Source organism: Mycobacterium sp. NPDC004974 (genome assembly GCF_053600815.1).
In genome coordinates this window covers 31395-57095 of the sequence record NZ_JBSGAQ010000014.1, presented here as the reverse complement: position 1 = coordinate 57095, position 25701 = coordinate 31395, and the positions used below count along the sequence as shown (strand labels likewise).

Annotated in this window: 23 protein-coding genes and 1 tRNA gene; 9 read left to right on the top strand and 15 right to left on the bottom strand. The window is 64.3% G+C overall.

Going from position 1 to position 25701, the window contains the following annotated elements:
* Position 1: 1 nt before the first annotated feature.
* The 8 genes from ACWEFV_RS25675 to ACWEFV_RS25640 form a co-directional block, all read right to left on the bottom strand.
* Positions 2-739 carry an SDR family NAD(P)-dependent oxidoreductase gene (locus ACWEFV_RS25675; RefSeq protein ID WP_450072245.1) on the bottom strand — a complete coding sequence of 246 codons (738 nt, stop codon included), beginning with the start codon at positions 737-739 and terminating at the stop codon, positions 2-4.
* Positions 740-809: 70 nt separating this feature from the next.
* Positions 810-1832 (bottom strand): phosphotransferase, encoded by a 1023-nt coding sequence (locus ACWEFV_RS25670; protein WP_450072313.1) that lies wholly within the window; start codon positions 1830-1832, stop codon positions 810-812.
* A gap of 50 nt (positions 1833-1882) precedes the next feature.
* On the bottom strand, positions 1883-3085 hold the full coding sequence (locus tag ACWEFV_RS25665) for a cytochrome P450 (protein WP_450072244.1): 1203 nt from the start codon (positions 3083-3085) through the stop codon (positions 1883-1885).
* 114 nt (positions 3086-3199) lie between these two features.
* On the bottom strand, positions 3200-4186 hold the full coding sequence (locus ACWEFV_RS25660) for a LacI family DNA-binding transcriptional regulator (RefSeq protein WP_450072243.1): 987 nt from the start codon (positions 4184-4186) through the stop codon (positions 3200-3202).
* Positions 4183-5517: an MFS transporter gene (locus ACWEFV_RS25655; RefSeq protein WP_450072242.1), complete on the bottom strand. Its 1335-nt coding sequence runs from the start codon at positions 5515-5517 to the stop codon at positions 4183-4185. Before ACWEFV_RS25655 ends, ACWEFV_RS25660 begins: the two co-directional genes overlap by 4 nt.
* A gap of 87 nt (positions 5518-5604) precedes the next feature.
* A complete protein-coding gene (gene ahpD / locus ACWEFV_RS25650) occupies positions 5605-6138 on the bottom strand; it encodes an alkyl hydroperoxide reductase AhpD (protein WP_135456900.1) in 534 nt (177 codons plus the stop codon).
* Positions 6139-6140: 2 nt separating this feature from the next.
* Positions 6141-6728, bottom strand: coding sequence for a peroxiredoxin (locus tag ACWEFV_RS25645; protein ID WP_135456902.1), 588 nt, complete (start codon positions 6726-6728; stop codon positions 6141-6143).
* Between the two features lie 117 nt (positions 6729-6845).
* On the bottom strand, positions 6846-7520 hold the full coding sequence (locus tag ACWEFV_RS25640) for a nucleoside/nucleotide kinase family protein (protein ID WP_450072241.1): 675 nt from the start codon (positions 7518-7520) through the stop codon (positions 6846-6848).
* A gap of 87 nt (positions 7521-7607) precedes the next feature.
* On the opposite strand from ACWEFV_RS25640, the gene ACWEFV_RS25635 reads away from it, so the two are divergent.
* The 6 genes from ACWEFV_RS25635 to ACWEFV_RS25610 all read left to right on the top strand — a co-directional run bounded on the left by ACWEFV_RS25635 (position 7608) and on the right by ACWEFV_RS25610 (position 14744).
* Positions 7608-9041 (top strand): peptidase, encoded by a 1434-nt coding sequence (locus ACWEFV_RS25635; protein WP_450072240.1) that lies wholly within the window; start codon positions 7608-7610, stop codon positions 9039-9041.
* A gap of 27 nt (positions 9042-9068) precedes the next feature.
* Positions 9069-9605, top strand: coding sequence for a DUF4333 domain-containing protein (locus ACWEFV_RS25630; protein WP_450072239.1), 537 nt, complete (start codon positions 9069-9071; stop codon positions 9603-9605).
* A 92-nt stretch (positions 9606-9697) separates the two neighbouring features.
* Entirely contained in the window at positions 9698-11530 is a 1833-nt protein-coding gene (locus ACWEFV_RS25625) for a fatty acyl-AMP ligase (protein WP_135456905.1), read from the top strand.
* A 117-nt stretch (positions 11531-11647) separates the two neighbouring features.
* On the top strand, positions 11648-12064 hold the full coding sequence (locus ACWEFV_RS25620; protein WP_135456907.1) for a hypothetical protein: 417 nt from the start codon (positions 11648-11650) through the stop codon (positions 12062-12064).
* Between the two features lie 125 nt (positions 12065-12189).
* Positions 12190-13647, top strand: coding sequence for a type I restriction-modification system subunit M (locus ACWEFV_RS25615; protein WP_135456909.1), 1458 nt, complete (start codon positions 12190-12192; stop codon positions 13645-13647).
* A complete protein-coding gene (locus ACWEFV_RS25610) occupies positions 13644-14744 on the top strand; it encodes a restriction endonuclease subunit S (RefSeq protein ID WP_135456911.1) in 1101 nt (366 codons plus the stop codon). Before ACWEFV_RS25615 ends, ACWEFV_RS25610 begins: the two co-directional genes overlap by 4 nt.
* A 269-nt stretch (positions 14745-15013) precedes the next feature.
* Here the strand turns inward: ACWEFV_RS25610 and ACWEFV_RS25605 are convergent, their stop codons facing one another.
* The 3 genes from ACWEFV_RS25605 to ACWEFV_RS25595 form a co-directional block, all read right to left on the bottom strand.
* A complete protein-coding gene (locus ACWEFV_RS25605) occupies positions 15014-15382 on the bottom strand; it encodes a SpoIIAA family protein (RefSeq protein ID WP_135456913.1) in 369 nt (122 codons plus the stop codon).
* A 55-nt stretch (positions 15383-15437) separates the two neighbouring features.
* The gene (locus ACWEFV_RS25600) at positions 15438-15857 is read right to left on the bottom strand and encodes a hypothetical protein (RefSeq protein ID WP_210115555.1); all 420 of its coding nucleotides are present in this window, start codon (positions 15855-15857) and stop codon (positions 15438-15440) included.
* 108 nt (positions 15858-15965) lie between these two features.
* Positions 15966-16619, bottom strand: a complete 654-nt coding sequence (locus ACWEFV_RS25595) for a nitroreductase family protein (RefSeq protein ID WP_286175097.1) — start codon at positions 16617-16619, stop codon at positions 15966-15968.
* A gap of 255 nt (positions 16620-16874) precedes the next feature.
* Between ACWEFV_RS25595 and ACWEFV_RS25590 the strand changes: the two genes are divergently transcribed.
* Together ACWEFV_RS25590 and ACWEFV_RS25585 are read left to right on the top strand one after the other, a co-directional pair.
* Positions 16875-20288: a DEAD/DEAH box helicase family protein gene (locus tag ACWEFV_RS25590; RefSeq protein WP_450072238.1), complete on the top strand. Its 3414-nt coding sequence runs from the start codon at positions 16875-16877 to the stop codon at positions 20286-20288.
* A gap of 33 nt (positions 20289-20321) precedes the next feature.
* On the top strand, positions 20322-21062 hold the full coding sequence (locus ACWEFV_RS25585; RefSeq protein ID WP_450072237.1) for a potassium channel family protein: 741 nt from the start codon (positions 20322-20324) through the stop codon (positions 21060-21062).
* Between the two features lie 27 nt (positions 21063-21089).
* Here ACWEFV_RS25585 and ACWEFV_RS25580 read toward each other — a convergent pair whose 3' ends face one another.
* The 3 genes from ACWEFV_RS25580 to ACWEFV_RS25570 all read right to left on the bottom strand — a co-directional run bounded on the left by ACWEFV_RS25580 (position 21090) and on the right by ACWEFV_RS25570 (position 24161).
* Positions 21090-22400 carry an NtaA/DmoA family FMN-dependent monooxygenase gene (locus ACWEFV_RS25580; protein ID WP_135456919.1) on the bottom strand — a complete coding sequence of 437 codons (1311 nt, stop codon included), beginning with the start codon at positions 22398-22400 and terminating at the stop codon, positions 21090-21092.
* A 27-nt stretch (positions 22401-22427) separates the two neighbouring features.
* The gene (locus ACWEFV_RS25575) at positions 22428-23948 is read right to left on the bottom strand and encodes a purine-cytosine permease family protein (protein WP_450072236.1); all 1521 of its coding nucleotides are present in this window, start codon (positions 23946-23948) and stop codon (positions 22428-22430) included.
* 130 nt (positions 23949-24078) lie between these two features.
* Positions 24079-24161 (bottom strand) — tRNA-Leu (locus ACWEFV_RS25570).
* A gap of 573 nt (positions 24162-24734) precedes the next feature.
* On the opposite strand from ACWEFV_RS25570, the gene ACWEFV_RS25565 reads away from it, so the two are divergent.
* The gene (locus ACWEFV_RS25565; protein WP_450072235.1) at positions 24735-24986 is read left to right on the top strand and encodes an LAGLIDADG family homing endonuclease; all 252 of its coding nucleotides are present in this window, start codon (positions 24735-24737) and stop codon (positions 24984-24986) included.
* Here the strand turns inward: ACWEFV_RS25565 and ACWEFV_RS25560 are convergent.
* Complete coding sequence (locus ACWEFV_RS25560) at positions 24983-25666, bottom strand: DUF6882 domain-containing protein (protein WP_450072234.1); 684 nt, start codon at positions 25664-25666, stop codon at positions 24983-24985. The two genes, ACWEFV_RS25565 and ACWEFV_RS25560, sit on opposite strands and share 4 nt — an antisense overlap.
* Positions 25667-25701 lie beyond the last annotated feature (35 nt).

The following is a 25701-nucleotide window of genomic DNA, read 5'->3' as shown; positions in this document are numbered from 1 at the left end:
GTCACGCGTGACGGCTGGTCACTCCCCCGTCCACCACGAGCTGCGTGCCGGTGATGAACGACGCCTTCGGCGACATCAGGAACGCGACGGCGGCCGCGACCTCGTCGGGCTGACCGAGCCGGCCCATCGGCGCAGCCTGTTCGAAGCTCGCGCGGATCTCCTCGACGTCCAATGCGATCTGCAGCATCGGGGTGTGAATGAAGCCGGGGCACACCGCGTTGACGCGAATTCCCAACGGGCCCAGCTGGGCAGCCATCGACCTCGTCATGCCGAGCAGTCCGGCCTTCGAGGCACAGTAGGCCGGGATGAACGGGTTGGCCGCCAGACCCTCGATGCTCGAGATACCGACGACCGCGGGCGATCCACCGTCGGCGGCGGACTTCTCGAGGTGGGGCAACAGCAGCTGCATCAGCAACGCCTGTGCACGCAGGTTCACGTCCAGCACCGCGTCCCAGGACTCCTCGGTGTAGGCGCCCACCGGTTCGGGAAGCACCCGGCCCGCGGCATGCACCAGGCCGTCGATGCCGTCGAGCGCCTGAGCCGCCTCCTCAACCGCCGCCGACAGCGCACCGGTGTCACACACGTCGATCACCGCCGAGGGCATACCCAAGCCGTCGGCCACATCACGGACCTCGGGGGCTATGTCCCACAACGCAACCCGTCGACCGTCGGCGATCAGCGCCTCCGCGCTGGCCCGGCCGATCCCCGACGCTGCACCTGTCACCACCACACCTGTCATGCCGGACACCGTAGTGGCTCGGCGGGTGTCCAGATTGAGGATTCCCGTCAGGCGGTCGGTTTGACGGAGTTCACCGACCGTCGAGATCGGCCAGCGCCTGCGCCGTCTGCAGATCCTCGTACGCGGCCGAATACCGCTGGGCCAGCGCGAGGGCGATATCCGGGCGCTGCCACAACTCGCCCGCGCTGGCAGTCGCCAGCCAGGTCATCAGCCCGTGCGCGACCGAAGCCCGGTAGCGCAGCCAGATCTCATCGGGCGACGGCAGTTCGTCGGCGGGCAGTCCGAGCTCGTCGCGGTACTCCTCGAGCAACTGACGCTCGGACAGCCGGCGGTCCTCCGTGGTCAACGCGCCCTGCAGGAAATAGCCGAGATCCAAGGAGAAGTTGCCGTGACGGGCCACCTGCCAATCGAGGAACCCGACATCTCCGTCGGGCACCAGATAGGTGTTCCCGATGTGCGGATCGCCGTGCAGCAGTGTCTGAGCGGTGCCGGGCACGGTCAGTGTCCGGATGAAGGGCTTCCAGATCCCTTCCACCAGGTGGTCGATCGTCAGTGCGCGCACCGAAGGCGGGGCATCGTCACCCAACCGGTCGAGCGCAGCAGGTAAAGGCGCCCACTGCATGCCGTCCCACGGAACGAACGGCTCCAGCCACTCCAGACCGGGACGGCGCACGCGCTCACCCCAGAACGCACCGTGCAGCCGGGCCAGGCCGCGCACGCCGTGCGCCGCCTGCTCCACGGTCAGCGGCCGGGTCGCATCACGCGGATCAGCGGAACGGCCGGTGAGGTCCTCCATGACGAGGACGAAGTCTTCGTCGCCCTCATCGATCGGCGCGGCGTAGACCGTCGGATGTTCCAGCGGCAGCTCGATTTTCGAGTTGAACAGCCTGGGCTCATGCAGCAGGCCGCTGGTGTACTTGATCATCTCCTTGTGGCCGGGGTCGACAGCCTTGGCGAACACCGTGGCAGGTCCCGAACCCGCCGAGTACGTGACCGACAGGCGCGCGCGACGGTTGGTGCCGTCGTCGCGCATGTCGACGGTCACGCGGTCCACCACCGCGCCCGGGTGGTGGCGGACCAGCGCCGCCGTCATCCACTCCGGTGTGACCTCGGCCCAGTCCTTGGGGACGGTCAGCTCGGCGGTCACCGGACGAACGCCGGCATCGAATCCCAGCCGCGGACAGTCGAAGTCGGCGACAGCTCGGCATTGTCGAGATCGACATCCCACTCCGGGAATCGCTTGAGCATCTCGTCCAAAGCGATCCGGCCCTCCAGTCGCGCGAGCGCCGAGCCCAGGCAGTAATGGGTGCCGACGCTGAACGCCAGATGCTGGCGCTGCTCGCGGTGAATGTCGAAAACCTCACCGTCGGGCGGGAACTGACGACTGTCGCGGACCGCCGCACCGATCAGCATCATCATCACGCTGCCCTCGGGAACCGTCTGGCCGTAGAACTCGACGTCACGGGTGACGTAACGGGCCACGTGCGGGGCCGGCGGCTCGAACCGCAGCAGTTCTTCGATGGCCTGCGGGATGAGCGCGGGATTCTCGACCAACTGGCGGCGCTGATCCGGATGCTCGGCGAGCACCTTTGCCGCCCAACCGATCAGCCGCGTGGTGGTCTCGTTACCCGCACCCGCCACCACATTGATGTAGATCAGCAGTTCCTCGCGGGTGAGCTTGCGGGTAACGCCGTGCTCATCGGTGAACTCGACGTTGAGCAGGTCGGTCATGATGTCGTCGGACGGATTGTCCTTGCGCCAGTCGATGTACGTCTCGAAGATCGAGCCGTCGACCAGACCCTCGCGGGCCGCTTTCATCGGCTTGCCGGCCTCGGTGCGCAACTGATCGTTGCCGTGGTCGCGGATCATCTCCTGGTCGTCCTCGGGGATGCCCAGCAGCGCACTGATCACCCGCATCGGCATGATCGCGCCGAAATCCTTGATGAAGTCGATCTTTCCGGCACCCACCAGCGGGTCGAGTGACTGCGCGCAGAACTCCCGGATCTTGGGCTCCAGCGCATTGATCTTGCGCGGGGTGAACATCCGGGCCAACAGCTTGCGGTGCACGGTGTGGATCGGTGGATCCTCGAAAATCAGGGCGCCCGAGGGGATGTCGATGTTCGCCTTGATCAGCTCGATGATCGCGCCGCGGGCCGAGCTGAAGGTCTCATGGTCGACGAGTCCCTTGTTGACATCGGCGAAACGGCTCAACGCATAGAAGTCGTGTTGCTCGTTGTAGTACAGCGGCGATTCCTCGCGCAGCCGGGCGAACGTCGGATACGGGTTGGCGTTGATCTCGACGTCGTACGGGTCGAAGTACACGTCACTGGTGGTGCTCACACTCACGGCGGTCCGCCTCTCTGAGGGCTGCGGAGAGTTACTTACCCGCGTAAGTTACACGGCGGGACGGGCACCGGACAAGGCCACCACGAGTTACGGTTTGCAGTTCACATGTAATGCTCAGGTGCTGTCGCGCACGATGAGCCCGGCGGGGTCGCTGCCGTCGATGTCGGCGACCGTCGGATATCCGAGTTCGGCCATCATGGCCGGGACCGCGGCATCGACAATGGTCTTGGCGTCGAAGGCGACAGAGGTCAGCGGTGGGGAGCTGACCGCACCCAGCGATATCGCGTCGACCCCCATGACCGCGAGATCGTCAGGGCAGCGCAAGCCGGCCCGGCGTATTCCGTGCAGCACCACGAACGCCGTCTCATCGCTCTGCGCGCATACGGCCGTCACGCCCCCGGACACCCATTTCGACACGACGGCTGCCGCATCCGATCCGTCGGTGGCCACGCTGTCGACGTCGATCTCGGGCAGGCCGTGCTCGCCGGCGGCCACCCGCAGACCCGACAGCCAGTAGTCACCGAGCGGCCGCAGCACCTCAGAGCCGGAATACGCGAAGCCCAGACGCGTGTGGCCGCGCGACATCAGATGCTCGACCCGCATCGCCCCGACGGTCAGGTGCAACGATCCGAGCGCGCGCAGCTTCTCGCTGCCCAGGTAGATCTGCGGAATCCGCGCCGCCTCGACAGCCGCGGCAGCAGCACCGGTGAGCGGGAAGACGCCGGCAACGGCCACCGGGTTGAGGTTCGCCACCGCGTCGACGATGTTCTGGCCGTCGTCGGTCTCGAGCTGCATCGACAGCACGATGCCGTGCCGGCCGAGCGCGGTGGTGAGGCGACTGCCGACCTCCAGAGGTAGTTCGCCCAGATCGGTCCGCGGCACGATGTAGAGCACCACGCCGCTGCCACCGACCGCGAGGTTGCGGGCCGCCAGGTTGGGCCGGTAACCGAGATCGGCCGCGGCCTTGCGCACCGCGGCCTGGGTCTGCTCCGAGATGCGTTGCCCTTGAACGTTGTTGAGCACATAGCTGACGGTTGCCGTGGAGACATTGGCCAGTTTGGCAACGTCGGCTTTGGTCGGGCGTCCTCTTGTCGCGCTCACGGTGTCATCGTGACACGTTGCTGACCGGCTGGGTCATCCACACCCGACAGCGGCCGCCCCGCACTCTCGCGCAAGGTCAGGACGGTGGCAAACGAGACGATGCCCGCGGCAATGAGGAACAGCGCGGGCGCCAGGTTGTTGCCGGTCGTCGCGGTGAGCCAGGTGACCACATACGGGGTGGTCCCGCCGAACAATGCCACCGCGATGTTGTAGCCGATCGAGAAACCGCTGTAGCGCACGCGGGTGGCGAACAGTTCGACGCCGGCCGTCACGGCAGTCGCCACATACACCGATTCGATGGCGGCCAGCACGCAGTGCCCGGCGATCGCCGCCGCCGCCGATCCCGAATTCATCAGCAGGAACAGCGGATACGCCAGCAGTACGAAGCCCACCGAGCCCGCGATCAGCAGGGGCCTGCGTCCGATCCGGTCCGACAGCGCCGCCAACGGCAGGATCAGGATCAGCGCCACCAGGCTGGCCAGGGTGATCGAGACGAATGCCTGGGTCTTGCTGAAGTGCAGCGTCTTGATGAAGTACGTCGGCAGGAAGGTGAAGACGACGTAGTAGCCGACGTTGAACACGATGAACAGGCCGATGACTTGCAGGATCGCCCGCCGGGCTGTGCCGACGGCTTCGCGCAGTGGCGAGGTGGCCACCCGGTCGGTCGCGTCGAGTTTGGCGAATTCAGGCGTGTCGTCGAGCCGCAGCCTGATGTAGAGGCCGACCAGGCCGAGCGGTGCGGCCACCAGGAACGGGATACGCCAGCCATAGCTCTCCATGGCGTCGGGCGGTAGATATGCCTGCAACACCGTGACGGTGATCGAGCCGAGCAGGAAGCCGAGCACGCCAGACCACGCGATGAACGTCACGGTGAGCCCACGCCATCGGGTGCCCGCATATTCGGCGAGATACACTGCGCCGCCGCCGTATTCGCCGCCGGCCGAGAATCCCTGCAGGCACCGCAGCAGGAGCAGCAGCAAGGGTGCGGCCACGCCGATGGTCGCGTAGGTGGGCAGCAGGCCGATGCCCAGCGTGGCGGCCGACATCAACAGGATCACCACGGCGAGCACCCGCTGGCGCCCCAGCCGGTCCCCCAGCGGACCGAAGACGAAGCCGCCGAGCGGGCGCATGAAGAACGCGGCGGCGAAGATCGCGAATGTGTTGAGCAGTGCGGCTGTTTCGTTGCCGGACGGGAAGAAGTTGGCGGCGATGTAGGTCGCCAGGAATCCGTAGATGGCGAAGTCGAACCATTCCACCGCGTTACCGATGGACGCGCCGGTGATCGCTTTCCGCACGATGGGGTCGATGCGGGCGTTTCTCTTCGGTGCCATCAACAGAAAACTCGCCTCTCCAATCGCGAGAGGCGAGTTTATCTGTTGGGTTATGCGCGTAAGCCCCTTTTGTGGAGGCTTACGACATCAGACTGCGGCGAGCGCGTCCGCGGTGAGCAGCGCCTGGGCCACCCCGGAGACGATCGACGCCAACCGAATGGCTTCGAAGATCGTCGTGCGGGACACCTCGGCGTCGCGCAGCACGGTCTCGTGCGCCGACAGGCAGTGCGAGCAGCCATTGATTGCAGACACCGCCAGCGACCACAGCTCGAAATCCGCCTTGGGCACACCAGGGTTGGCGATGATGTTCATCCGCAGACCTGCCCGCAGATCGTCGTAGCGACCGTCGAGCTGACCCTTGGTGCGGTAGAAGACGTTGTTCATCCCCATGATCGCCGCAGCGCCGAGGGCGCCGTTGTAGGCCTCCGCACTCAGCACGTCGAGGGCGTCCTCGGAGATCTCCTTCAGCAGGCGCTCCGACTTGGTCGCCGCAGCGGTGGCCACCAGGGCACCCCACAGCTGCTGCTCGGTGAGCTCGGTCGACTTCACGATGCTGCCGAAGTTGAGCTTGAGGTCCTTCGCGTACTCCGGAAGCGCTTCCTTGATGTTGTCGATGCTCACGGTTACACCGCCTCGGCCAACAGCTCGCCGGCGTTCAGCGTCGGGTCGCCCTTCTTCCAGTTGCAGGCGCACAGCTCGTCGGACTGCAGCGCGTCGAGAACGCGCAGCACCTCGTCGACGTTGCGTCCCACCGAACCAGCGGTCACGGAGACGAACTGGATCTCGTTGTTGGGATCGACGATGAAGGTGGCGCGGTCAGCCACACCGTCGGCGTTGAGCACGCCCGCGGCCTGCGAGAGCTCACGCTTGAGGTCCGAGACCATCGGGAACGGCAGCGTCTTCAGATCCTCGTGCTGCGCACGCCACTGGAAGTGCACGAACTCGTTGTCCACCGACACCCCGATAACCTTGGCGTCGCGATCCTCGAAGTCCTCGTTGAGCTTGCCGAACGCGGCGATCTCGGTCGGGCACACGAAGGTGAAGTCCTTGGGCCAGAAGAAGACGATCCGCCACTTACCCTCATCGTCCTTGTTGGTGACGCGGGTGAAATAGTCATCGGGCTGCTTGGCGTCGACCTTGGACAGATCTCCGCCAACCACGGCCGTCAGGTCGTATTCCGGGAACTGAGAACCAATCGTCAAAAGCGCCATCGCAACCTATCCAATCTCGCATGATTTTCTGGAATGATTCCAGATTTACACCTAGATTCTGGCCGCGGCTGATAGTTATAGCAACTCGATCAGACGTGAGAATGCGCACAGACGACATCAGTGTGAGTTGGGCATCACTGGGCCCATCGCGGCGGCGATCGACACCAGCAGATCGGCCCGCGACGCGGTGGCGGCCACCAACCTGGCATTGGGTTCGTCGACCTCGGCGACCCAGCGCTGCGCCACCTCGGCCGGCTTGCCGAAATTGATATGACGGGCCACCAGGCGCGCGACGCGCACTTCGTCTTGTATTGCGCAGTACCAGATTTCATCGATCTCAGCGGCTACCGTCGACCACCCCGGGTCGTCGAGCAACAGATAATTGCCCTCGGTGAGCACCACGGCCGCGTCCGGCAACACCGGGATCGCACCGGCCACCGGTTGCTCGATGTCGCGCTCGAAGCCCGGGGCGTAGACCACCTCGGTGCGTGCGCGGATACGGCGCAGCAGCGCCGCATAGCCGGCAACGTCGAAGGTGTCGGGCGCGCCCTTGCGGTCCAGCCGGCCCAGTCGGCGCAGTTCCACATCGGCGAGGTGGAACCCGTCCATCGGAACGTGGGCCACCGCGTCGACGCCGAGGCGGACCCGCGCCGCGGCGACCAGCGCCTCGGTCAGCGTGGATTTACCCGCCCCCGGCGCCCCGGCGATCCCGATGACGGACGTCCCCGGCTCTGCCGCGCGGGCCAGCACCCGGGCCAGCAGATCGTCGAACGTGCACATAACGGGTGCCATTGTCGCGCAGGTCACCGACGGCCCGTGCCGAACATCGGCACGAGCAGGTAGAACTGGCTGAGGCGGATCGCACGGAAGGCGGCTCAATTGGCGAGGCTTCGCTGGTGGCTCGGTCTGGCCTGTTGTGCGGTATTGCTGGCCGGCTGCGGGAACGCCCCGATGGTCGGGGGCCGGGCGACCTCGATGATGTTTCTGCCCGACCGGGTCGGCGGCCTGCCGGTGACCGACGGCCACAGTGGCATCCGGTCCGACGCACCCGGGCCGACCCGCCGTGCCGAGAACACCGACGGCGGCCAGATCGACGACCTGGCCCTGCTTGCCGTCGACGACATCGAGAATTTCTGGTCGCAGAACTACACCGGTGGATCACTGCCGGGAACCTTCACCCCCGTGTCCCGGCTCGTCTCGTTCAACTCCGACCTCTCCCCCGGGCTCGAGATCTGCGGGGAAAACACCGTCGGGCTCACCAACGCCTTCTACTGCCTCAAGAGCGACGTGATGGCCTGGGACCGCGGCGTGGCGATTCCCGTTGCGGCACAGTATTTCGGCCAGATGGGTGTCGTCGGGGTGATGGCCCACGAGTACGGCCATGCCGTCCAGCAGCAGGCCCGGCTGATCAACGAGAGCACGCCCGTGCTGGTGGCCGAGCAGCAAGCCGACTGCCTCGCCGGGGTCTACCTGCGCTGGGTGGCCGCGGGTAAATCACCGCGCTTCGAGTTGAGCACCGGTGACGGCCTCAACCACGTCCTGGGCGGTCTCATCTACATCCGCGATCCTCTGATGACACGGGTCGACGCGACACTCACCGGCAACGAACACGGGTCGGCGCTGGACCGCGTCAGCGCGTTCCAGATCGGCTTCAGCGGCAACATCGACCAATGCGCGGCCATCGACTCCGACGAGATCAAGAACCGTCGCGGTGATCTGCCCAAGTTCCTCGACTTCTTCGGCGGGCCGCAGAGTGCGAACAGCACGATCACCGCCGATCTGCTGGACAAGACCATGCAGTCACTGCAGCAGGTCTATGCACCGGCCAACCCACCGACGTTGAGTACCGAGCCCACCGCATGTCCCGACGCGGGGCCGTCGCCGCCGGCGTCCTACTGTCCGGCGACCAACACCATCGTGGTGGATCTCGACGGGATGAAAGCGTTGGGGGAAGCCAGGAATGAGAACGACGAGCGTGAGCTCCTACAAGGCGACAATTCGGCAATCTCCGTCCTGACATCGCGGTATGCGCTCGCCGTGCAGCACGCGAAGGGCCTGGTACTCGACACTCCGGTGGCAGCCATGCGCACCGGCTGCCTGACCGGTGTGGGGCAGGCCAGGATGGCCGAGCCCGGTCTACCGATCACGCTGTCAGCCGGTGACACCGACGAGGCGATCAGCGGCCTGCTCACCAACGGGCTGGCCGCCAGCGACGTCAACGGCAGGGTGCTGCCCGCCGGGTTCACCCGCATCCTGGCCTACCGGTCCGGCCTGCAAGGCGACGACGCGCAGTGCTACCAACGGTTCGCGTGAGCTGATGAGTCGAGTCGAGGAGAGTCGATGAGCGGTCCCGACCAACCATGGTGGGCGCGGCCAGGCGGCGCACCCCTGCCGGGCGGCACTCCGCCACCTGGGGCTCGCCCGGCCCGGCCGGCGTGGACGCCGCAACCCCCGCGACAGCCGTCGCCGCCCCAGCAGCCGCAGCACCATGCGCGGCCCGCGCCACCGCCACGCGCACCGCAACCGCCGTCGCAGCCCAAGCCGACCGATAGGCGTCTGCTCATCGGTGCGGCCATCGTCGTGGGCGCAGTCGCGGTGGTCGGCACCGGGCTGTGGGCGTGGAGCCGCTCGGATGCCACCGGCACCCGGCTGGACGTCCGTCAGGCCGAGGCCGGGGTGGCGCAGATCTTGTCCGATCCGGTCAACGGCTACGGGGCCAACCGGGTCGTTGCGGTGGCATGCAACGGCGGCAAGAATCCGGTCGTGCGGACAGGCGCGACGTTCACCTGCGCGGTTGAGGTCAACGACACGCTGCGCCGGGTGATCGTGGAATTCACGGACAATAACGGGACTTATGCCGTTGACGGGCCCCGATAGAGAGACGCACGACACATTTTCGGCACTCGGTGATAACCCACACCCGACCACGCTGCCAGGCTTTATTAGAGCCGCTATTAGTCTTACGGGTTATGGGTCGGGTTCCCGCTGCAACCAGTGCTGTTGATTCGTCGGTGTCGAACGTCGAAAACTACGTTCGCGACGACGGCACGATCGTCGTACCCGACGGGGTCACCTTGACGTCGTTCCTGGATCGCAACCGGTTCATCTATGGAGATGAGCCTGCGTACCGCTTCCTCGATTACTCGACCGACCCCGAGGGTCGTGCCGTCGAGCTCAGCTGGAATGCCATGTGGTCACAGGTGTGCGCCGTCGGCGCCCGACTGCAGCAGGTCACCAAGCCCCGCGACCGGGTGGCGATCCTGGCCCCGCAAGGTGTCGAGTACGTCGCGGCGTTCTTCGCGGCGGTGCACGCCGGCAACATCGCGGTGCCGCTGTTCGCGCCGGCGCTGGCCGGTCACGCCGAGCGACTGGCCGCAGTCCTGGCCGACGCCAAACCGACGGCAGTGCTCACCACGACGTCTGCGGCCGAATCGGTCCGCACGTTCATCAAGACGCTGCCGGCCGCCGAGCGGCCCCGCGTGATCGCCGTCGACGCCGTCCCGGACACGCTGGCCGAGATGTACGTCGACCCCGAGGTCGACATCGACGACATCGCCTACCTGCAATACACGTCGGGGTCGACCCGCACGCCTGCCGGTGTGGAGATCACCCATCGCAACGTGTGCACCAACGTCATCCAGATGATCCTGGCCGGCGATCTCGACACCGGTATCCGCAGTGTCAGCTGGCTGCCGCTGTACCACGACATGGGCCTGATCATGATCATGTTCCCGGCGCTGTGCGGTGGACACATCAGCCTGATGGACCCGATGGCATTCGTCCGCCGCCCGTACCGCTGGATCAAGCGGCTGGCCGAAGAGGCTGCACACGGTCGCACCTTCGCCGCAGCCCCGAACTTCGCCTTCGAGCTGGCTTCCGAGCGCGGCCTGCCGCCCGAGGGCGAGACGCTGGACCTGACCAATGTGGTCACGCTCCTCAACGGCTCCGAGCCCGTGACCATGGCCGCCGTCGAGAAGTTCACCTCGGCGTTCGCCCCGTACGGGCTGCCCGCGACTGCGATCAAACCGTCCTACGGCATGGCCGAGGCGACGCTGTCGGTGGCCAGCATCGCCCCGAGCGCCGCGGCCACCGCGGTCTACCTCGACCGCGAACAACTCAGTGCCGGACGCGCGGTGACCGTCGACCCGACCGACGAGGGCGCCGTCACACACGTTTCCTGCGGCCAGCCGATTCCGAACCAGTGGGCGGTCATCGCCAGCCCCGACGGTGACGAACTGGCCGACGGCACCGTCGGAGAAATCTGGCTGCACGGCAACAACGTCGGCCAGGGGTACTTCGGCCGCGTCGATGAGAGCGAGCGGGTGTTCGCCAACAAGCTGCAGACCCGATTGACGACCGGTAGCCACGCCGAGGAGGTGCCCGACAACGGCCACTGGCTGGCCACCGGCGACCTCGGGGTCTACCTCGACGGCGAGCTGTACCTCACCGGCCGGATCAAGGACATGATCCTGATCGACGGACGCAACCACTACCCGCACGACATCGAGACCACGGTGAGCGCGTCGTCGCCCGCCGTGCGCTCGGGCTACGTCGCGGCGTTCTCGGTGGTCGGCGACCGCGGTGAAGAACTCGTGATCGTCGCCGAGCGGGCCGCCGGAGCCGGACGTGCCGAGCCCGGCCCGATCGTCGACGCCGTGCGCGCCGCGGTGTCACGCCACCACCAGATCCGGGTGGCCGACGTCCGCATGGTCGCCGCCGGCGTGATCCCCCGCACGACGAGCGGCAAGCTGGCTCGGAATGCTTGTCGGGCTGAGTATCTGAGCGGGAAGTTCAACAAGTAGGGCTGGTTCGTTCTGGCTTGGCGCCGAGTGCGACGCTAGGGTCGCGCTCCAGCGTGTGGAGCGACCCCAGCGTTGATTTCGATGCTGTGCCCCTCCGAACCCGCAGAGGCGTCGTAGATGACCGGACGTAGGTGGTTGATTCTCGGCGGGATCGGCCTTGTTGCGACGGTCGCGCTTGCTGCGGGCGTATTCGTACTGTCCAGTCGTCCGGCCTCAGATTGCGCCGTCATCCGGTCGATGCTCGACTACAGCAGACAGTTCGCCCGAGCTGTCATCTCCAAGAAGGACGCTGGAGACGAAGTCACCGCCGCTGATTACACCCAGTGGTCGGCACGGCTACATGGGTTCGCTGATCAGATCCACGGTGACCCGGGCCTGGCTGAACGAGCCGACACGATGGCCGAGCGGGCAGCCAAGATGGCGAACCTCGCTCCAGGGGCTACTGGGCCACGACCATCGATTCGCGAGTCCTTGTATATCTCAGCGGAATTCAACGAGAGTCTCACCGTGCTTGAGGGCGCGTGCCCAAGCTAGCGTGACTTCTCATCTGCCTTGCCGCCTCGTCCGTCCGTGCGTCCATTCACGGATATCGCCCCATTTGTCGGCGGGGTCCTATATACAGTTCGGTTCGGTTCTTAACGGCAGCAAGGGGCAGTGCAGTGATCACGGGTGAGCTGAAGAGCAAGGTCGACCGGGTGTGGGACGCGTTCTGGTCCGGCGGTATCTCCAATCCTCTGGAGGTGATCGAGCAGGTCACCTACCTGCTGTTCATTCGCCGCCTGGACGACCTGGAGATCCTCGCCGAGAAAAAAGCCCGCGTGACCGGTAAGTCCGAGGGGCTGCGGTTCGGGCCGGATCAGCAGCAGCTGCGGTGGTCGCAGTTCAAGAACGCCGAGCCGGCGGTGATGTTCTCCACCGTCGGCGACAAGGTGTTCCCGTTCCTGCGTGACCTCGGCGGCGACGGGTCGACATACTCCGAGCACATGCGTGATGCCCGGTTCACCATCCCCACGCCGGCCCTGCTGTCCAAGGTTGTCGACATGCTCGACGACATCCCGATGACCGACCGCGACACCAACGGCGACCTGTACGAGTACCTGCTGTCCAAGATCGCCAGCGCGGGGGTGAACGGGCAGTTCCGTACCCCGCGCCACATCATCGAGTTGATGGTCAAGATCACCGCTCCCCAGCCCACCGATGAGATCTGTGACCCTGCCTGCGGCACGGCCGGGTTCCTGGTGGCGGCGTCGGAGTATGTGCGCGACGAGCATTCATCGGTACTCACTGACGCTGCCCAGCGTAAGCACTTCCACAACAGCATGTTTCACGGCTATGACTTCGACTCGACCATGCTGCGCATCGGCAGCATGAACATGCTGATGCACGGTGTCGAATCTCCCGATATCCGCTACCGAGATTCACTGTCGGAAGGTGCCAGTGAGGACACCGAGAAGTACACCCTGATCCTGGCCAATCCCCCGTTCGCCGGATCGCTGGACTACGAGGCCACGTCCAAGGATCTGCAGCGCGTCGCCAAGACCAAAAAGACCGAACTTCTCTTTGTGGCACTATTTTTGAAGCTTCTGAAGCCCGGCGGGCGAGCCGCGGTGATCGTGCCCGACGGCGTGCTCTTCGGATCCTCCAAGGCGCACAAGGAACTTCGGCGGATCCTGGTCGAGGATCAGAAGCTCGATGGCATCGTGAAGCTGCCGTCCGGTGTGTTCAAGCCGTATGCCGGTGTGTCGACTGCGATCTTGCTGTTCACCAAAACGAACTCCGGCGGCACCGACAACGTGTGGTTCTACGACGTCACCGCCGACGGGTTCTCACTCGATGACAAGCGGAATCCGGTCGAGGCCAATGATCTGCCGGATGCGTTGTCGCGGTGGAGTTCACGAGGCTCCTCGGAGCTGGAACGAGCACGCACTGAGCAGTCGTTCTGCGTGTCGGTCGCAGATATCGTCGCCCAGGGGTATGACCTGTCGCTGAACCGGTACAAGGAGATCGTGCACGACGAGGTCGAGCACAGGCCACCGTTGGAGATCATCGCCGAGATAGAGAAGCTCGAAGGCGAGATTACTGTCGGGCTCGCCGAGTTGAAGGCGATGCTGTCGTGAAGACGGTCGCGTTCCTCGAAGCGGTTGAGGATATTACCGGCGGAAACTCCAAAGTACCTCGTTCCGAATACCGCCAGTCGGGTCAGCTACCGGTGGTCGACCAAGGCAAGGGCTTGGTCTCCGGATACACAGACAACACCAGCCATGCGTTCAGGCATGCCGGACCGAAAATCATCTTTGGTGACCACACCCGTGCGATGAAATACGTCGATTTTCCGTTCGCAATGGGCGCTGACGGCGTAAAGGTACTTCGCACGCGAGGCGACTTCCATCCGAAGTTCGTCTACCACTATCTCCGCACGGTCGCTCTGCCAGATGCCGGCTATTCTCGCCACTTCAAATTTCTCAAAGAGATCCAGGTACCTAGGCCGCCACTCGAGGAGCAGCGCCGCATCGCCGCGATCCTCGACCATGCCGACTCACTCCGTGTCAAAAGACGCCACGTGGTGTCTCAGCTCAATGACCTCGCACAGTCGATCTTCTTCGACATGTTCGGGGATCCCGATTTCTACCTAGGAACTGACGAGAGTGTGCGGTTCTGCGAAGTGGCTGACCTCAAAGGTGGACGCAATCTCGTCGCCGACGACGAAAACTCCGCATCCAAGTACCGTGTCCTGAAGATCAGCGCAGTCACCTCGGGTCAATTCAAAGCAGTAGAGTCCAAACCTCTCCCACCCGACTACCAGCCACCTTCCGAACACATGGTGCGATCAGGCGACCTTCTGATCAGCCGCGCGAACACAGCTGAACTGGTAGGCGCCGTTGCCTATGTGGATGTAGCACCGTCCGACATCGCCTTGCCAGACAAGATCTGGCGATTCGTCTGGAAGAACCCTGACAGCAATCCGCTCTATTACTGGTCGCTGTTCCGCACACCATCGGTGCGCCGCCGCGTCAGCCAGCTTTCCAGTGGAACGGGCGGCTCGATGAAGAACATCTCGAAAACCAAGCTCGAACAGCTTGAACTGCCAAATGTCCCGGTCAAGCGACAGTTCGAGTTTGCGCGCCGGGTAGCGGCCGTGCCACGAGTCACAACCGACGATCTCGACGAGCTCTTCGCCTCCCTCCAAGCCCGCGCATTCCGAGGGGAACTCTGATGCAGTTCGCCGTGATCGCCTTTGAGACAACGCCAATGGCGGCCGGATTGAGCAAAATTTGTTCAGACCTTGGGCATCCAACCCGACCACGACCGGGACAACACAAAACCACGCCCTTGGGGATCCGTACAGGCGGTAGTGCCCTAGTCGTCCACACCGCACGTTGCCTTCACGGAGCAGGAGATCCCCGGCCATGTCCACCTGTGCGACATCCGGTTCGACCTGTCCGACCGCGCGGGTGAAGACGAATACCCCCTCGCCTGAAGGCCTCAGCCCGCGGCCCACTCCTTGGCCGCATCGAGTTCGTCGAGGCCGAACATCTTCAACTCGCCGGGGACCATCCACGCGAAGGCATGCATGGCGTGGGCGACCCAATCCTTGTCGGACACCACGGCAATCCGTTTGAACGCGGAGTGGTGCTGTATCAGGGCACCGAAGCCGAGCTTCAGATCCTGAACCAGCCCGCCGGACCCGAATCCCTCATAGTCCGGTGAAATCACCTCGACGATCCGGATCTCACCGGTCTTCAGTAATTCGTCCATCGTCGGCCGGAATTCGCGCAGATCATCACCGCGCACTCGACCCGACACTCGGATACCGAACACGCCCTCGGGCATGTCGGGAAGGACGTCAATCATCGGTACTCCTCCCGTCTCGCGCCTCGAGTCTGCACCTAACCGACGGCTCTTTGAATCAGGAACGCGAAGACTCCCAAAGACGGGATATTTCCGACGGCACGTTCTCGGATTTGACGCCGGCCCTGGTCCATCCGCCGTGGCTGCCCGGAGCGATCCGGTAGACCCCTGCATCACCCGAATACACCCAGAGCTGTTCGGGCTCGGTGGACAGCCAAGTGATCATCACGCCCTTGTCGGCGCTGTACGAGGAATGGTCATGGAAGACCTCTTTGCCGGCCTTGTCCCGAACCACCACCACCCAGGGCTTCTCCCCTTTGTCTTCTGGCCCCTGCTCGGCGAAGGCGGTGTACGTGCCAGACGGAGAGGCCTGGGCATGGTCGGGGGTGACAATCGAAGCGGCAGCGCCATCGCCTTTGCCGCAGCCCGCGACAATCGCCATCACTGCCAACATCGTCGCGATCAACCGCTTGCTCACGTGTATCGGTACCCTTCCGCGCCGACCAATGCGCCGTCCGCCTTGGCGGCCTTGGTGAGATGGAACGATACGGTCTGGCCGCCAGGACCGATCAGCCAGCCGCGCTGCCTACAGAAACGGTCGATTGCCGTAGCGGTCGAGCGAGACGAATTCTCCGACCGGCCGACGTGTCGTCGGCCCGTACTTGCCCTTCGGCCAGCCCAGCGGGATGACCGCACACGGAGTGACGTTCCACGGCAAGCCCAGGGTGCGCCGCGCCAACAGCTTGCTCCACAACGGCATGGTGATCAGTGCTGCACCCAAGCCAGATGCACGTGCCGCCAGCAAGAGGTTTTGCACCGCGGGAAAAATAGAACCGTAGGCACTGCTCACCGCCACCGACGGCCAGAGCGGAATGACACCCTTGAGGCAGGCGACGACTACGACGGGGATCTCGTCGAAATGATCCGCCTGCCATTGCACGGCCTTCTCGATCCTCAGCATCTGGTCATCCATGCGGCGGACAACGACGCGCCGGTAAATCGGGCCGCCGAACTTCAAGGCCCGTCGATTCAAGCCGCCGAGTTTCGCGACGACCTCGCGGTCCTTGACGACGATGAACTCCCAATTCTGTGCGTTTGAACCCGTCGGCGCCTTCATCGCGAGTTCCAGAATGTGAAGCACGAGTGCATCATCAACGGGCTCATCCTTGAGCCGACGGATCGCCCGTTGAGTACGCATCGCCTCTTCGAGCGGCATGGCCAAGGGCTCGTGCTGCGTCATGGCCACAATTTCAGCACGACCGGTCTCTCCAGCGGGCATTCTCGGGCGAATGCTCGGTCCTTTGGGTGGCCCACCGAAGGCATGCGATGTCAGAGGCACCTGTTAGACAGTCCGGTTCGGTTCAACCCACCCGCACGAGGAGATGCCATGTCCGTCGAAGTCGGCAGACCAAAGTTGATAAGTTCCATTCACCAGCCGATCAATTGATCAATTTGCTTTACGCCGAGTATTGGGCCAGCGCATAGGGGGCGCGTCGTGACCAACTTTGCTTTCGTCGGTGCCGCCGACTGGCCAGAGATCAATGCCGACTGCGCGCGCGCCGAAAGCTACCTCAACTCTGACCCGCGCTCAGCCTGCTTCTACAGCCGACGTGCCGTCGAGCAACTCGTCGGCCTGCTGTACGACGTCCTGGCGCTGCCGCTCCCCTACAAGAACGACCTGTCGGCACGCATCAACGAGCCGCCATTCCGCTCCAAGGTTCCGCCGGCGATCGTGCAGAAACTGAATCTGATCCGTAAAGCCGGCAATGCGGCCGTGCACGAACAGAAACCGATCGCGCCGAACATCGCGCTGGCTGTCCTGCGCGAACTGCACCACATCATGGTGTGGGCCGTCTATCACCACTCGGCCTATCCGAAGGCCGCTCCGCTGAAGCTGCCCTTCGACCCGAAGCTGGCCGCCAAGGCCGCTCCCCTGAGCCGCCAGGAAGTGGCCCAGCTCGCCGAGAAGTTCAAGAAGCAGGACGAAGCCCACGCCAAGGCATTGGCCGAGAAGGACGAGCTTGCCGCCGCGCACGAGGCTGAGATCGCCGGGCTGCGTGAGGAAATCAAGAAGGCACAGGCCGCCAACCAACAGCCTGACAACCGTGACTACACCGAGGCCGAGACCCGCGACACCTTCATCGACCTGATGCTGGGCGAGGCCGGCTGGCCCTTGGCAGACGCCAAAGACCGGGAGTACAAGGTCACCGGCATGCCGCCCGACAACGGCACCGGATACGTCGACTATGTGCTGTGGGGCGCCGATGGACTACCCCTTGCAGTGGTGGAGGCCAAACGCACCACGAAGAGCCCGCACCTCGGCCAACAGCAGGCCAAGTTGTACGCCGACTGTTTGGAGTCCATGACCGGTCGGCGCCCGGTCATTTTCTATACCAACGGCTTTGAGCATTGGATCTGGGACGACGCGGCCGGCTATCCACCGCGGGACATCCAGGGGTTCTACACTCGGGACGAGCTGGAACTGATGGTGCAGCGCCGCTCGACGCGCCAGCCGCTCACCGACGCCCCGATCGATTCGGCGATCGTCGAACGCCACTACCAACACCGCGCCATCCGGGCCATCGACGAAACCTTCACGGACAAACGCCGCGAAGCCTTGTTGGTGATGGCCACCGGGTCAGGTAAGACCCGCACCGTCATCGCCCTGGTCAAGCAGCTCATGGAGGCCAACTGGGCCAAGCGGGTGCTGTTCCTGGCCGACCGCACCGCGCTGGTCACCCAAGCCGCGAACGCCTTCAAGGCGCATCTTCCCGACGCCACCACGGTGAACCTGTTGACCGAGAAGGTCACGGACGGGCGCGTGTACGTCAGCACCTACCCGACGATGATGAACCTCATCAACGACACCGGCTCTGGGACAAGGAAATTCGGACCCGGCCACTTCGACCTGGTGGTCATCGACGAAGCCCACCGCTCGGTTTACCAGAAATACCGGGCCATCTTCGACTGGTTCGACTCGCTGCTGGTCGGCCTGACTGCGACCCCGAAGGACGAGGTCGACCACAACACCTACCGCCTCTTCCACCTCGAGGACGGAGTGCCCACCGACGCCTACGGACTCGACGACGCGGTCAAAGAGGGCTTCCTGGTGCCGGCCGTGGGAATCTCCGGCGGCACAAAGTTTCTCGACCGTGGAATCCGCTACACCGACCTGTCCGAGGACGAAAAGGACGAATGGGAATCGCTGGACTGGGGCGATGACACCCCCGACGAGGTCACCTCAGAAGAGGTGAACAAGGTTCTGTTCAACGAGAGCACCGTCGACATGGTGCTCGCCGATCTCATGGCCAAGGGACATCGCGTCGCAGCCGGCGACCGCCTGGGCAAGACCATCATCTTCGCCAAGAACCGCGACCACGCCGAGTTCATCGCCCGCCGCTTCGACATCCAATACCCGCACCTGGCCGGACATTTCGCACGGGTCATCACCCACGGCATCTCGCACGCACAATCGCTGATCGACGACTTCTCCGTCGTCGACAAGGCCCCGCATATCGCGATCTCGGTCGACATGCTCGACACCGGCATCGACGTACCCGAGGTCGTCAATCTCGTGTTCTTCAAGCTGGTCCGCTCGAAAACCAAGTTCTGGCAGATGATCGGACGCGGCACCCGCCTGTGCCCCGACCTGTTCGGCCCGGGGCAGCACAAGCAGAACTTCTACGTCTTCGACTACTGCGGCAACCTCGAATACTTCAGCCAGGACCTGCCCGGCTCACCCGGGTCGTCGCAGAAATCGTTGAACCAGAGGTTGTTCGAAACGCGACTCGGATTGATCACGGCGCTCGATCACCTGCAGCCGCCGACCGATCCCGATCCGCTCGAAGGGCAGGGCACCGAAACCGACCGGGGTCTACGCGTCGACGTGGCGTGGTCGCTGCATCGCGTCGTTGCCGGTATGACGCTGGACAACTTCCTGGTGCGGCCGCACCGTCGACTGGTCGAGCAATACGCGCAGTGGGAGCCCTGGGCGGGCGCGCTGAGCAGCGAGACAGCCGCCGACGTCGCCGAATCCCTGGCCGGATTGCCGTCGACCCACAAGGACGACGACGAAGACGCCAAGCGGTTCGACATGTTGGTCCTGCGACGCCAACTCGCCCAACTCGAAGGCGATGCCCTGGCCGCCGAGCGGTTGCGCGAAAGGATCCAGGACATCGCTTCAGGCCTGTTGAACCAGACGGCCATTCCCTCGATCGCGGCACAGCAGGAGCTGCTCGACGACGTCGCCGGCGACCAGTGGTGGGTCGACGTCACGCTGCCGATGCTTGAGCACGCACGACGCAAATTGCGTGGGCTGCTCCGCTTCCTGGAGAAAGCCAAAAAGGTGGTCGTCTACACCGACTTCGCCGACGAACTCGGCGAGTCCGCCCTCGTCGACCTGCCGGGCATCACCCCCGGCACCAACTGGGAACGATTCGAACTCAAGGCCAAGGCCTACCTCAAACAGCACCAAGACCACGTCGCGCTGCAACGCCTACGCCGCAACAAGCCCCTCACCACCGCCGACCTCGCGGCACTGGAACAGATGCTCGTCGACAGCGGCACCGGCGGGGCCGATGACATCGCACTGGCCAAAGAACAGTCACACGGGCTGGGATTGTTCATCCGCAGATTGGTGGGCCTGGATCACGAGGCCAGCGTCGACGCCTTCTCCGCTTTTCTCGACGGTGCCAAGTTCGGAGCCGACCAGATCCGGTTCATCAACCTGATCATCACCGAGCTCACCGCCAACGGCGTCGTCGAACCCGCCCGCCTGTATGAATCCCCGTATATCGACCACGCCCCGACCGGCCCCGACGATGTGTTCCCCGAGACCGATGTCGACAACATCGTGCAGATTCTCAACACCGTGAAGGGCAACGCGGTACCGGCCGACGGAGTCGCTTAGTCAATCCGGCGACCATGCCGCACACTCTCTGACGTGACAACCCAGGATCGCCTCGCCAGTTGGGAACACCGCGCGGAGTGGCCGCTTGCCGCGGTCGCCGGGGTCTTCCTTGCCGCCTATTCGGTCGAGGTACTCGTCCAACCTCGCGGCCTGGTCGCGCACGCCGTCACTCTGGCCACCTGGCTGTCCTGGGCGGCGTTCAGCGCTGACTACGTGGCACGGCTGTACCTGGCCCCTGACCGCAGGCGGTGGTTCGTGCGCCATCTCGCCGACCTGGCGATCGTGCTGCTGCCGCTCTTGCGGCCGCTGCGGCTGCTGCGGCTCGTCGTGCTGATCGGTGTGATCCAGAAAGCCGTCGGCCACGCGATCCGCGGCAAGGTCATCCTCTACACGATCTCGGGTGCGGTCCTGCTGGTGTACGTCGCCGCGCTGGCCGTGCTGCAGGCCGAGCGCGGTCAACCCGACGCCCACATCACCGATTTCGGCGATGCGATCTGGTGGGCGATCACCACCATCACCACCGTCGGCTACGGCGACATGTATCCGGTGACGACGACCGGGCGAGTCATCGCCGCGCTGTTGATGATCGGCGGGATCAGCCTCGTCGGTTCGATCACCGCGACGATTGCGTCGTGGATCGTGCAGACCGTGGCGGATGATGACGCTGCCACAGCAGCCGCGACGGCAGCCCATATCAATGATCTGCGGGCCGAGATCGCTTCGCTGCGGGAAGACATCGCCCAGTCGAACCGGACCGCGGAGACCACGCCGTGACTGTCGCAGAGGGAGTGCGGCGTCGCCTCAGTACGACAGCAGGTTGTCTCTGAACAGCTTGTGCTCGTAGTGCGTCCTGGTCAGGCCACGGCGCTGAAGCTCGGGCACCAAACCGTCGACCACCTCGATGACGTACTTGCGGGTCAAACGCATTCCCGGGGCGGTGATCAGGAAGCCATCCCCGCCAACCTCATCCATCAACGCCTCGAGGCGATCGGCCACCGTGGCCGGGGTGCCGACCAGTGCATCCTCCGTCGACAGGTAGGCCGCCGTCAGCTCCCGCAGGGTCTTCCCGCTGCCGCGTTGCAGGAAGGCTTCCAGTGATCCGCGTTCGCCGTTGGTCTGCAGATCGTCGGGTAGCGGCTTGTCGAGATCGAACTTGGTGAAGTCGATCTCGACGATTGCCGCCAGATGCGCCAACGTCTTCTCCAGGTAGTACTCGTTGTTCACCAATCGGTCGAGTTTCGCGCGTGCCTCCGCATCGGTGTCACCCAGATGCGGGGTGATCAGGAACAGCACCTTGATGTCGTCGGGTTTGCGGCCGTATTCGACTGCTCTCCGGCGGATGTCGTCGCGGTAGGCGATCATGCCTTGCGGATCGGCGGCAGTACCTACCACCGTGTCGGCATACTTCGCGGCAAAGTCCTTGCCCTGAGGTGAGCCACCCGCCTGAGCCAGGACCGGGTGGTATTGCGGCGACGGCACCGTGTTCAGCGGCCCGCGGCTCTTGTAGTACTGGCCTTCAAAGTCGATGGTGTGGACTTTGGTGTGATCGACGAAGGTGCCGGTCTCCCGGTCCCGGACCACCGCGTCGGGCTCCCACGAATCCCACAGCGCCCGAACCAGATCGACGTATTCGTGCGCGCGTGCATAGCGTTCGTCGTGGCGAGGCAGATGGTCGAGTCCGAAGTTCTGCGCCGCCCGGTCTTCGGCTGAGGTCACCATGTTCCAGCCCACCCGCCCGCCGGTCAGGTGGTCCAGCGTGTTGCACAGCCGAGCCAGCAGGAACGGCGGATAGAAGGTCGAGGACAGCGTCAGCACCAGCCCCAGATGTTCGGTGACGCTGCCGAGTAGCGGGATCAGCGGTGCGGGATCGAGTTTGGGCGAGTGCAGCGCGTGCTTGAGTTCGCGTTCGAAGGTGCCGCCGTAGGCATCCGACACCATCAACTTGTCTTCGAGCAGCAGGTAGTCGAACTTGGCGCGCTCCAGGTGCTGAACCAGCTCGACGTAGAAGCTGCCCGACCAATCCTGGCCCCCGGTGGATCCCCACTGCTCATTCCATCCATCGACACAGAAGTTGGCGAACCAGCCGAGGTGAAATCTGTTGTCACGCGACATTGTTGAGTCCTTCGTCGAAAGGGTTGATCAGGCCTGGCCGTCGAGCAGTCCGTGCTCCAGCGGCGGGCGGTGGGGTGCGGGCACTTGCGCATCGAGGCTGCCTTCGCTGCGCTGGATGGCAGCCAGCTCACGGGTGAGGTCTAGATTGCGGCTGAAGGTGTAGTACGCCACCGCGGACACCGTGAGACCGGCCAGCCAGGAGATGTCGATACCGCCGAGCAATGCCCCAAATGTGCCGGTGAAGAAGGGAAGTACGGCGAACGGGATCATGGCGGCGAATCCCAGGAAGTACGCGGCGATGCCACGCCAGGACCATCCGCCGTAAACGCCGTCCGGGGTGAACAGGTCGGTGATGGCGTATTCGCCGCGACGGACGAAGAAGTAGTCGGTCAGGTTGACCGCCGTCCACGGCACCAGAAGGAACAGCATCAAAGACAGGGCGTTGCTGGCGGCATTGATGACATGATCACCGAACGGCAACGCCACCACCAGGTAGAAGACGATGGTGGCCGCGGTGACGGCGATTCGAAGCGTACGACTCGGCCGGAATCGCCGGACCAGATCAGCGCCGGTGAGAAATTGCAGGGTCACGCTGTAGGCGGCGGTGGCGATGCACACAATGAGAGTGGCCGCCGAGGCCAGCGCCAATACCGCACCGAATCCGTGAAACACGTTGTCGCCCGCATCATGCAACGCCACCAGCGCGTCGTCCGCGTCGTAGTGCGCCGACAACCAGGCACCCAGCGAGATCAGCCACAATGCGGAAATGCCCGCTCCGACATACACACTGGAGATCAACGCCCGTGAGGATGTCTTCTCGGGAAGATATCGGGTGTAATCCGAGACGATCGGTGCCAGCGCAATGTTGTAGGCAGCCGAGACCGCGAACACCGTGAAGAACGCCGAAGCGACGAACCCGTGCTCGCTTGCCGACGGCGTCGTCCCACCGGCGTGGCCGAACACCACCGCCAAGGTGAACACCAAAACCAACGGGACCGTCACAAAGAACACCAGCCGCGACAACCGGTGCAGATGGTCGTGGCCCGCGACGGCGAACAGACCGCCGGCGATATTCACCACCAATCCGACGACCACCGGAGACCATCCGAAAATCTGCGCCAGCCCCTGCGCGGTGAGGATGGTGTAGACCACCCCGAAAGCCAGGTAGCAGGTCAACGACATCCCCACCACCACGATCACGCCGTAGAACCCGAACTGGGCCCTCGACTGGATGATCTGTGGAAGGCCCAGGCGCGGGCCTTGGGTCGCATGGAAGGCCATGAAGAACGTGCCGATCACCAGGCCGAGGGCGGAGGCCAGGATGGCCCAGCCCACCGACAGGCCCAGTGCAGGTCCGGTGAACCCCAGCGCGATGGTGAAGAAGCTCCAGTTCGCGATGAAGAACAGTGGGCTCACACGCCATGGCGTGCCGTGCCGCTCGGCTGGGGTGATCCAATCGATCGAGCGGTTCTCGATGGCACCGTAACGGCGCTCAGCCACGTCGGTGGTGGTGGTCTGGCCGACTCCGGCCCGGGTCTCAACTGACACGAGCGGAGATACTTGTCCACGAGCCGAGTTCCAGACAGGCATCGGGTCGTTGAGATTTTATTGGTCCGGGCTCGACACTGGTACCGCTGGTGCGGCCACCGACCATGAAACCTGTACCGCAAATGAAGAGTGCGGGCGGTGGGATTCGAACCCACACGCTCTCTCGAGCACCGGCACCTAAAGCCGGCATGTCTGCCGTTCCATCACGCCCGCAAGGGTCCTGATCCTACCGGTCTGTCGATTGCCGAGTCTGTCAGTGGCCATCAATATCGTCGAGGCATCACCCGTCGAGAGGGGTACGTAATTCGGTCGGCAGACGAGTTCTACAAGGTTCAGCAGCTCATCACGGCTGGCATGAACGACTGCGCTATCGCCCGGCACACGGGCATACCCCGTCCAACCGTGCGGGACTGGCGCAGCCAACCACCCAAACGATTGCAAGAGCCGGCATCGTCACAATGCGGCGTAGATCATGACTTCGGTGCGCTGCCCATCTCCAGCTATTGCTATCTCCTCGGCCTCTATCTGGGAGACGGCGACATCTCGCGTAACAAGCGCGTCTGGCGGCTACGGATCACGCTAGACAAGAAGTACCCAGCAATAATCGACCGATGCCGCCAGGCCGTTGAGATTGTCATGCCCGGTCAACACGCAGGTCTCGTAACTAAGAAGGGTTGCGTCCAAGTTTCGCTGTATTCCAAGCACTGGCCATGCCTATTCCCCCAGCACGGGCCCGGCAGGAAGCACAACCGCCGCATCGCTCTCGAACCCTGGCAGCAGGATCTCGTGGACCGATCCACCGAGGAGTTCGTGCGCGGTCTGATCCACAGCGACGGTTGCCGGGTGGTCGCGAACGACCGCGGCGTCAAGAGCATCCGGTACCACTTCACGAATCACTCGGAGGACATCCTCAACCTGTTCACCGCCGCGCTGGACCGGCTCAGCATCCCATGGACGCGTTCCACCAAGTACGTCGTCTCGATCTACCGCAAGGCCGCCACGGCTCGTCTCGACGAATTCATCGGCCCCAAGGTCTAGTCGGACGGAAGCACCTGACCCGACATGTCGATCAACCGGTCGTGCTCGTCGAAACGGAACTCGGTATGCCCGTCGGGCAGCGTGAGCCGCAGGCTGCCCGATACATCCTCGATCGGCACTTCGCGCAACGCCGCCCACGTGTACAAGCTGCGGGGCGCGACCGGCAGGGCCTGCAGCGCCTCGCCGACACAGCGCAGCAGTCGGGGCGCGCTCGGCGCGGGCAACTGCAGCCGATCGTCGGTCAGCACAATCACGCCGACGATCCCACCGTCGAGCATGAAGGTGAAGCAGGGCACCAACCCGAGATTCAGCGACGCGATGGCACCCATCCACCACGCGAACTCTTGCGGTGTCGCGTCGCCGAGCGGCACCTCCGCTTCGCTCAGCTCGGAGATACCGTGCACCTCGCCACACTGGCGGAGCACGGCGCTTCCGTATTCGTCCGGGCGCGGGAAATCGGGGTTCGCCCATCCCCACTGCCACATCCCCCGTTCCGCCGAGGCAGCGCCGAGCAGCTCGCTCCGTGCGACGAAAGGCGCCACGCCACTCGTCGAGGCCAGCGAAAACTGATGGGTTTCGGCATCAAAGCTCCAGCCGCCGTCATAGGGTGTGCCCTCGCCGATGAGGTCCGAGAGATAGGCCTGAGCCTCGGCCTGAACAATCGCGGCGTCGAGCAGCAAGTCTGGGAGCACGCGAAAAGCCTAAGTGCCGATCA